The sequence below is a fragment of the Nocardia australiensis genome (assembly GCF_020733705.1).
GTDB lineage: Bacteria > Actinomycetota > Actinomycetes > Mycobacteriales > Mycobacteriaceae > Nocardia > Nocardia australiensis.
Map to the genome: position 1 here is coordinate 147,619 of NZ_JAJFZM010000007.1, position 8,926 is coordinate 156,544.

An 8,926-nucleotide genomic window follows, 5' to 3' on the forward strand; every position below is an offset into this window, starting at 1 on the left:
GCGGCCACACAGGCGCCCAAGACCGACATACGCCATTTGCGGCTGCGCGTCATCGATGCCTGCTATCGGATGGCGGCCGGGCGCGTCCGCACCTCATCCGAGGGTGGCGATCGGGATGGTGATTGTGACGCTATGGTGTACCGTGCGATTAATCACGGTCGAGTCGGCGTAGGTCCTATCGCTCAATGTGAATTATCGGCACGAACCCATGTTTCGCCGACCAACGCGACGCGGGAGGCTGGCTGATGTTCAATGAGGCAGTCAATATCCTGCGGAAAGCCACCAGGATCCTGACAGGTGAAACACGCCGGGCATCCACCGCTATTTCGGACGGAATCACCGCGACCAGCGGACCTGTGCACGGTGCCGGCCACATTCTGCCGGACAGTGATCAGAGAATCCGCGATCAAGTTGCGCGGTCGAACGATTCCACCGTCAATTCGCCGCCTCCTCGGGCCGTTAGGCAATCGGACGAACAGGGAGTCGTGGAATCCGGCTCGAAGCAGCTGACCAATGGTGAAAAACATTCTCTGTATAACTATAGCAAATTTGGCAGCGCCGGATACAACTCGTCTATGCGAAACGGTGAGCCAATCGGGTTCGCTCGCATACGAATCGAAGAGATTGTAAACGCGATTAAGAAATTGCCGATATATTCCGGAATTGCCTACCGTGGCGAGAAACTTTCCCTTGCGGAGATCGACCGGTACCAAGAAGGTGCGATTGTCGTCGATCGCGGATTCAAAAGCGCATCTTCGGACGAGAAATTCGCTCATACAGGTAACGCTCAATTCAGGATAAAATCGAAGAATGGCAGAATTCTTGGGGAGTATTCCTCCATTCCTGGTGAAAGTGAAGTCGTGTTTCTGCCTGGTACGCAATTCAAGGTTATAAAGGTGGTCCATGACAAAGACCTCGAGAAATACACGATTGATATGGAGGAGCTGTAGAAAAGTGTGAAGCCGATTGCGGCGAACTGTCGACGCACGCTGCCCGGTTCTCGACATCGCGATGGCACCGATCGTGGTGCGTAGCACACTCGAAACCGCCTAGCGCACCTCATGATTCGGCGGTTTCAGTGCGGTGGTCGCCGCAGTTTCTCGCCCGGAGCGCACAACAGGCGAAGGAAGTAGCAGTCCGAGGACGACGGCGGCGATTGGGACGAAGCACAGGATGGTGAGCACGGCTTGCGGGCCGTGGTGGTCGGCGACGACACCGAGTACGGGAACGAACAGGCCGCCCGCACTTACCGCGAGCCCCAGCGTGACACCTGCCGCCGTGCCGGGCCGATTGGGCAGATAGTCCTGACCCAATTTGACCAGCACCGCGAACGGAATATTGACCGTGATCCCGGCGAATACGGCCAGCAGGAGTCCGAGGTGCGGGTTGGGTACCGCGCGCAGCGCGACGAGCGCGGGAATCGCTGCCACGCTTCCGATGTGGATGGTCCGCAGCATCCCGACCCGGTCGGCGATGCGACCGCCGAGCAAGGTGCCCGCGACACCGCCGACAAGGAAGGTCGCGAGTGCGGTACCGCCGAGGCCGCGTGACGCGCCGAGATGATTGATCCAGTACAGCGCGATGAAGGTGTTCATGCCGAAGTGCAGCGATGAGCGAACGATTTCGACGGCGGTGAGGACAAGAAACGGAAGCCACCGATCGCTTCCGCTGCTCGTCGTCGGTGTGGTCGTGGTGTCGGCCTCGCGGCGCTGCTGGTAGCGAAGCAGCACGTATCCCATCAACACTGCGGGCGGGATGAAGATCGCGGTCGCTCCGACGCCCAAACCGACCAACGCGGGCGTCGCGAGCGCGGGAGCGAGGAAGAACCCGACACTGCCACCCGCCGCGAACAGGCTCATGGCGGTGGCGCTGCTACCCGCGTCGCGGCGCGCATCCCGTCCGGCGGACGGGTGGAAAGCGGCCACTCCCAGGCCCGACAGCAAGAGCAATGCCCACACCAGCGGGTAGCTCGGCGCAAGCCCGGCAAGTCCGGCACCGGCGCCTGCCAATACCAGCCCGGCGGGTGCCAGCCACAGCATTCGCCACCGATCGGCGATCACACCGAGCGCGGCTTGAGGGAGCGAGCTACCAAGGGTCGCGGCCAGCGCGAGCCCGGACGCCTGGACATAGCTGTAATCGCGTTCCAGCACGAAGAAGGGAATGCTCGCGGGCACCAGCCCTTGATAGAAGTCGTCCACCGCATGCGCGATTACCCAGTGCCGCATGCGTTTCCATGCGGACTCTTGCGCGCCAGCGAATTCCCCGACCGACGTACTCACCATCACGGGCCTCCATTTCTCCTGGTCCGATCAGTCAGCGTAGGAAAGGAGCAGACTGCCGACTTCCGATAAAGTGCCTCAGTATGTCGATAATCGGCCATGACCCTCTCGCGTCGACTTCGGCGCGCGTACTGCAGGCGGGAGCGCGGATAGAACGGCATCGACACACCGAACATCAGGTCGTGTATCCGAGCTCCGGTGTCGCCGAGGTCAGGACGGACGCGGGGAATTGGATCGCGCCCGCCGATCGGGCCATCTGGATTCCCGCGGGCTGCTGGCATGAGCACCGCTTCTACGGTCCGACCCGGTTTCATTGCGTCGCATTCGCGGTAAGTTCCGCGCCCGATTGGACGACACCCTTGGTGGTCGCGGCGCGGCCATTGGTCCGTGAGTTGATCATTACGTGCACGGCCGTCGAGCAGTTGCCTGACCATGAAGCGGTCCGATTGCGTCAGGTCCTACTCGATCAGCTCCGTCGCTGTCCCGAACAGTCCTTACGGCTGCCCGTGGCCGGAGATCAACGACTCCGAAACGCTTGCGCGCTGGTTGAATCGGACCTCACCATCGTTTGGACACTCCCCGAGCTCGGCAGGCGAGTCGGCGCCGCCGAACGCACCCTCACCCGGCTGTTCCGCGTCGAGTTCGCCATGACCTACCCGCAGTGGCGAACCCAGCTCAGGTTGCACCGGGCCATGCAACTGCTCGCCGAGGACCTACCGGTCACCGTCGTCGCGCACCACTGCGGCTGGGCGACGCCCAGCGCGTTCATCGATGTATACCGGCGAGCGCTCGGACACACACCCGGCGCGTATCGCGCCGATTCGATCTGAACCGGCACTCCCGTCAGGGATGGCGGTGGATCGGGTCGACCCAATAGACGGTGTCCGGCTTTTCGACCGGCTCGATATCGAGATTGACGACGACGGCTTCACTGTCGCTGCGTACCAGCACGCATTCGAGTGGCTCGTCGGTGCTGGCATTGATTTCTTGATGGGGGACATAGGGCGGTACGAAGATGAAGTCGCCGGGTTCCGCCTCCGCGACGAACTCGAGGTGCTCGCCCCACCGCATGCGTGCCCGACCTCGGAGCACGTAGATGACACTCTCCAGCGCACCGTGGTGATGAGCGCCTGTTTTGGCGTCGGGATGTATGACAACCGTTCCCGCCCAGATCTTTTGCGCACCGACACGCGCGGCATTGATCGCGGCCGCACGGTTCATTCCGGGTGTCTGCGCGGTATTCGTATCGAGTTGATCGGCCTTGATCACCCGCACACCGCTATGCCGCCAGTCGTCGTCCGGATGCGAATGCGATTCATTCTCTGTCACGTGCGGACTCCCTCGTTCGACTGCGTTGTGATTCTATCGCCGAGCCGCACCGAACGCCGCAACACGAGGATCACCGGCCGCTGGCCGCGGGGATGTGAGATCCGCTTTTGAAGATTTTGCCTCACTATCCTGCCATTATTGCTGGCAAGTTTATACCGAGTGTTCAACGATACTGTTAACGCCATGAATGCGGCTGACGAGAATCTGATAATCGAACTCAGCATGGCCGAGCTACGTGAGGTTACGGCCTATGCTCTGGCCTGTGCGGAGCCTGTTTTGGCGATCTTCGAGCGCGATTGTCCCGACGACCCGCGTCCCCGTGCCGTGCTCGACGAGGCGCGCAGGTTCGCCGCCGGAGGCAAGCGGACGAAGGCGCTCCGCGTGACCGCATTGGACGCGCACAGGGCCGCACGGGCAGCTCGAGAGACGGAACATGAAGCCGCATTCGACGCGGCGCGCGCCGCCGGTAACGCGGGAGCAGCCGCGTACCTGCACCCGCTGGCGAAGGCGACCCAGGGCGGACACATCCTCATGTCGGCCGCCCACGCGGCTCGAGCATTCGAACTCGATGCCGGCGACGACCGTAACGTCGGCGCCGACTACATCGAGAAGGCAACGGGTCTGGCCAGTCCGATCGTGGTGAGCGTCCTGATGCGCTACCCACCGGCCCCGCGTGGTCGCGGCCGTGTGGGAGACCTATGGCGGGAGCTGGACGCATCGTTGCGGCGGCTGGCGACCGATTGTTGACCGACGGTCGCCTGAGCAGAGCGCGCGTCGAGGTCGATCGCGCATCCGCTACTGCGCGCGCAGCACAATGATGCCGGGGGTGGTCCGCACATAGTCGGCGAAGGAGGAGTCGACCACTTGGTTGTTGGCGGCCAGAGAGGAGGCGTTGCGGAAGATCGGGCCGGTGGGGGTCATGACGAAGATGCCGACGTGCGTGACGTCCAAGCCTGGCTGGTCGGTGTAGGCGCCGATGTAATCGCCGGTACGGAGTTGTCCGATGACGTCGTCGTCCACGGCGGCGCTGGGAATGTAGGTGATGGCTCGATCCACCACCGGCAACCCGGCAAGATAGGTGCCGCCGTCGGCTTTCGCATTGAGTTGCTTGCGCACGGTCGCGGCGGCGGGGCTCAATGTCGCGGTGATATCGGCGGCGGCAATTCTCGCTGTGTGTGACCAATCGCTGAAGAAGTGTTTGCGCTGCAGGAACTCGACTCGGCCACCGGCATAGCGCGTCTCGATGAGGTTCGCGACAAACTGGTCGCGGTCGGCGGATCGACTGAGCGCCTCGACATAGTCGAGGTAGGTGAAGCAATCCACTCGGCGGAAATCGACGACCAACTGTTCGGGCTGCGTCGCCGAGCCGACGAGCATGTCGGCACCGTAGGGCGTGCCGAGGAATTGCCGGGACAGTAGTTCGATCAACTCACCCCGGCCCTGCGCATCGCCTCGGAGTGCGAGAAGCTCATCGATTTTGCGAGCGGTCATGTCATCGATGTTCGCGGTGGTCGGTTCACCGGATGCGACGGGCACGATCGCCGCGGTGCCGCAGACGAGCGCCAACATGACGAGCAGTACGCGAGCGATGGTCCGCAAGACGCCTCCACGAGCGGTAGACAGTTGGTCGACCTCACACGTTAGTCCGGCGATCTCGGCTGCTCGACGCCCGCACACCAGACACGGCTGATTGCGCGCGTGGCACTGATGTCGGTGAGTGGATTTCCGTCGACGAGGACCAAGTCGGCGCGCGCTCCCGGCTCGATCACCCCACGGTCCGGCAGTCGGAAATGGCTGGCGGGCAGGGTCGTTGCCGCATGCAATGCGTCTACGGGGGTAAGTCCCGCGGTCACCAGCAGCTCGAGTTCCCGGTGCAGGGCGGTGCCGAACTCAGGATTGAAGGGGACGCCGCGCTGGGCGTTGGCGTCGCTGCCTGCCAGGATCGGTACACCGGCCGCGTGCAGTGCACCGACCGTAGCGAGACATCTATCGAACACCCTGGGAATGTCGGCGTTCGTTGCGAGGCCCTCCATCATGGTGAGGGTGGGTATGGCGATGCAGCCCTGCTCGAGCATGCGGCGCACGTCATCGGCGGAGAGTTCGGCATCCATCGGCACGTGCGTGACGACGTCGACGCCCACATCCAAGGCTATTCCGTAGGCCCCACGCGACGACGCGTGTGCCACTACCCGCAGGCCACGCGCGTGCGCCGCTTCGACAACCGCCTCCGCCGCGGCTCGATCGGGTCCGCCCGCGCCGGGTGCTTCCAACATGATCTTCACGTAGTCCGACCCGGCGAAGGCACGGTCGGCGACCATTCGGTCGGCCTGACCCGATTCGGTGATGATCGCGGCGGCCAGGCCGGATAGCTTGGCGTGCATACCGCCCGCACCGACAATCGGTGTGCCCGCGCTGCGAATATCGGTGGTACCGGACTCTTTTCGCAATGCGGCCAGGTCCTCGGCGGGCCATGTCGCCATATCGAGGGCGGTGGTCACGCCGAAAGCGGCCAATTGGTCGAGCGATTCCGGTCCCCGCAGATGGATGTGGGCGTCGATCAGGCCTGGCAACAGAATCGCGCCGCCCGCGTCCACGAACTCGGCACCGGTTGGATCGGTGCCGATGACGGATCCCTCGATGACCACCGTTGTCGGCGCGGTGTTTTCACGACCGTCGAAGACTCGAACATCAGTCAATGCGATCTTCGACGAATACGTCGAGGAAATGGGATTCACGCCAACCCTCCAGTGCCCGGTACCGCTGCGTGGCGTCGAACATCGCCGCCTCGCTCCACAGTATCGGTGGGCACCGATGGGCCGCGCGGCGAGTGCTATACGTCGTGCGCGGATTTATAACTCGCTCAGCGCATTTCGCCCTTGCCGCAGGACGCATCGGCGTTGTCGTGCCCGGAACGACACGGTGAGGTTCGGTGGACCCTAACCTCACCGGCGAGGGTGATCTGTCAGGCTTTGTCCTGAGCGGAGGACCGGGCGGGGTTGGTTTGCCTGGCCGCCTTGGGATCAAGTTTTTTCTGTTCGGCCCGCACGTCCGCTTCGACGCGATCACCGAGGTTCTTATCCACGTTGCGCCAATATTCGAAGGCTCGCGTCAGGACCGGCACGGTGACGCCATTGAGCAGATGGCCGACGATATTGTCCACCAACCGATCTCGCGCCGCGTCATCGAGGACATCACGGACCATGGTGCCGGCTTGCCCCCAATCATCGTCGTCCTTGCGCAACGTGTACGCCTCCCGGACCATCTCACCGTCGGTGTACCAGCCCGGGGACTCGCCCGAGACGGCCGGATCGGCGTGCGGTCCGCCTTTCGAATTGGGCACGTACACCGGATCGCCCGGGTTGTGGTGGCGCATCGCCCCATCTTTCGAATACGAGCGCACCGTAGCCGCGTGTGCCGAATTGACTGGTAGCTCTTTGTAATTGGCGCCGATCCGATGTCGATGCGCATCCGGATAGGAGAACCACCGGCCGAGCAGCATCTTATCCGGACTCGGGCCGGTGCCCGGTACCGAACTGCTCGGCTCGAAGGCGGCCTGTTCGATCTCAGTGTGATAATCGGCGGGATTCCGGTTCAAGGTCATCTTGCCGACCTCATGGAGCGGATAGTCACCGTGCGGCCAAACCTTGGTCAGGTCAAACGGATTGAACCGATAGGTCTTCGCCTCCTCGAACGGCATGATCTGCATCTTCAGCGTCCAACTCGGATAATTGCCGCCTGCGATGGCCTCCCACAGATCACGTGTGTGGTAATCGGTATCCATCGAGGCCATCTGATCGCCCTCGTCCTGGGTGAAGAATTCGATGCCCTGGTCGGTCTTGAAATGATATTTGACCCAGAACCGTTCACTCGCCGCGTTGACCCACAGGTAGGTGTGGCTCGAGTAGCCATTCATGTGCCGCCAGGTGCGGGGGATACCGCGGTCACCCATCAGCCACGTCACCTGGTGCGCGGATTCCGGTGACAGCGTCCAGAAGTCCCATTGCATATCGTGGTCGCGCAGATTGTTGTCGGCGCGGCGCTTCTGGGAACGAATGAAGTCCTGGAACTTCATCGGGTCACGCATGAAGAAAACCGGGGTGTTATTCCCGACCATGTCGAAATTGCCCTGTTCAGTGTAGAACTTCAGGGCAAACCCCCTCGGGTCACGCCAGGTATCCGGGCTGCCACGCTCTCCGGCGACGGTCGAGAACCGAGCCAGCATTTCGGTCTTCTTCCCCGGTTGGAAGACATCTGCCTTGGTGTAGGCGCTGACGTCGTGGGTGACCTCGAACGTGCCGAACGCCCCGCCGCCTTTGGCGTGTGGCTGACGTTCGGGTACCCGCTCGCGATTGAATGCCGCCATCTTCTCGATCAGGTAGGCGTCATTGAGCAGAATCGGACCGTCCGGCCCGATGGTTAGCGAATGCTCGTCGCTGGGAACCGGAATACCGGCGTCGTCGGTCGTGTAGTTCGGATCAGACATGTCTCTCCTCTTCTACAGGTCATGCGGTTTTGGCCTACGCGGCCCGTCGCCGAAGGCTGCCCAGCCATTGCGGGCGAGGTCTCGGAACGCGACGGTCAATTGGCGATACCCTTCCGTATCGGTTTTCCGAACGACTTCCCAGGTGTCTGCCCATCAAAAGTAGCTTGGGCGCCGAACATATGCAGCCAGAATCGGTCGAGATTATCCAGCGGATTGTTGCGGCAAAATTTTTCCGCCGCTGATCGAATCGGAGGATCGATTTGCCATCGATATCAGTTCGATGACCTGGCACATGCCGCCGATAACGCGTTCATCCACGCCATGCATATCAGGACGGTCCGGACCATGCTGATCACGCTGTGCTGAGCCCGTACTGGTGATCGTCCTGCGCCCGGACCGCACGCCCACCGAACCAGCGGAGCGGGCCGATGTCCTGGAGTCGGCCGTTTCGTGACGAGCAACCAGCGCGGGGCGTGGTGACATCGGCAGTCCGGTAGAGCCGATCACGCGATCGGCTCTACCGGCGGATCAGCTCAACAAATGCCGGACGAGGAAGTCCCGCGCGACAGCCGATGCCTGGCTGAATCGGTCCTCATACACCGAGAAATGCCCACCGTCGATCAATTCGAGTTGTTTGGGCTCCAGCGCCTCGGCGTAGCTCTGCAACGCCAGGTCGGCCGGAGTGAGCGTGTCGCGCTCGGCGACGATCATCAGCAACGGCGTGGGCGACACCCGGTGGACGAACGCCTCGGGTGCGTAGGACTGCATCTGGTCGATGCTGGACACGGTCACCTCGTTGCGCCAGGTATCGACCTGCGGCCCATTGGCCATGAGC

At 62.5% G+C, this 8,926-nt stretch carries 9 protein-coding genes and 1 pseudogene; 3 read left to right on the forward strand and 7 right to left on the reverse strand.

Going from position 1 to position 8,926, the window contains the following annotated elements:
- Positions 1-245: 245 nt before the first annotated feature.
- A complete protein-coding gene (locus LKE06_RS25235) occupies positions 246-950 on the forward strand; it encodes an ADP-ribosyltransferase (RefSeq protein ID WP_228001847.1) in 705 nt (234 codons plus the stop codon).
- A gap of 99 nt (positions 951-1,049) precedes the next feature.
- Here the strand turns inward: LKE06_RS25235 and LKE06_RS25240 are convergent, their stop codons facing one another.
- Positions 1,050-2,282 (reverse strand): MFS transporter, encoded by a 1,233-nt coding sequence (locus tag LKE06_RS25240; RefSeq protein ID WP_228001848.1) that lies wholly within the window; start codon positions 2,280-2,282, stop codon positions 1,050-1,052.
- An 80-nt stretch (positions 2,283-2,362) separates the two neighbouring features.
- Here LKE06_RS25240 and LKE06_RS25245 point away from each other — a divergent pair, with 80 nt between their 5' ends.
- A complete protein-coding gene (locus tag LKE06_RS25245) occupies positions 2,363-3,109 on the forward strand; it encodes an AraC family transcriptional regulator (RefSeq protein WP_228001849.1) in 747 nt (248 codons plus the stop codon).
- Positions 3,110-3,122: 13 nt separating this feature from the next.
- Here LKE06_RS25245 and LKE06_RS25250 read toward each other — a convergent pair whose 3' ends face one another.
- A complete protein-coding gene (locus tag LKE06_RS25250; RefSeq protein ID WP_228001850.1) occupies positions 3,123-3,608 on the reverse strand; it encodes a cupin domain-containing protein in 486 nt (161 codons plus the stop codon).
- A gap of 183 nt (positions 3,609-3,791) precedes the next feature.
- On the opposite strand from LKE06_RS25250, the gene LKE06_RS25255 reads away from it, so the two are divergent.
- Positions 3,792-4,355 carry a putative immunity protein gene (locus LKE06_RS25255; RefSeq protein WP_228001851.1) on the forward strand — a complete coding sequence of 188 codons (564 nt, stop codon included), beginning with the start codon at positions 3,792-3,794 and terminating at the stop codon, positions 4,353-4,355.
- A gap of 48 nt (positions 4,356-4,403) precedes the next feature.
- Here the strand turns inward: LKE06_RS25255 and LKE06_RS25260 are convergent, their stop codons facing one another.
- The 5 genes and pseudogenes from LKE06_RS25260 to LKE06_RS25280 all read right to left on the reverse strand — a co-directional run.
- A complete protein-coding gene (locus LKE06_RS25260) occupies positions 4,404-5,207 on the reverse strand; it encodes a DUF1460 domain-containing protein (RefSeq protein WP_228001852.1) in 804 nt (267 codons plus the stop codon).
- 41 nt (positions 5,208-5,248) lie between these two features.
- Positions 5,249-6,343: an amidohydrolase family protein gene (locus tag LKE06_RS25265; RefSeq protein WP_228001853.1), complete on the reverse strand. Its 1,095-nt coding sequence runs from the start codon at positions 6,341-6,343 to the stop codon at positions 5,249-5,251.
- A 227-nt stretch (positions 6,344-6,570) separates the two neighbouring features.
- Positions 6,571-8,091 (reverse strand): catalase, encoded by a 1,521-nt coding sequence (locus LKE06_RS25270; RefSeq protein ID WP_228001854.1) that lies wholly within the window; start codon positions 8,089-8,091, stop codon positions 6,571-6,573.
- Positions 8,092-8,292: 201 nt separating this feature from the next.
- On the reverse strand, positions 8,293-8,598 hold the full coding sequence (locus LKE06_RS25275; RefSeq protein ID WP_228001855.1) for a hypothetical protein: 306 nt from the start codon (positions 8,596-8,598) through the stop codon (positions 8,293-8,295).
- Positions 8,599-8,619: 21 nt separating this feature from the next.
- Positions 8,620-8,926, reverse strand: a pseudogene (locus tag LKE06_RS25280) (alpha/beta hydrolase); the annotation flags it as partial.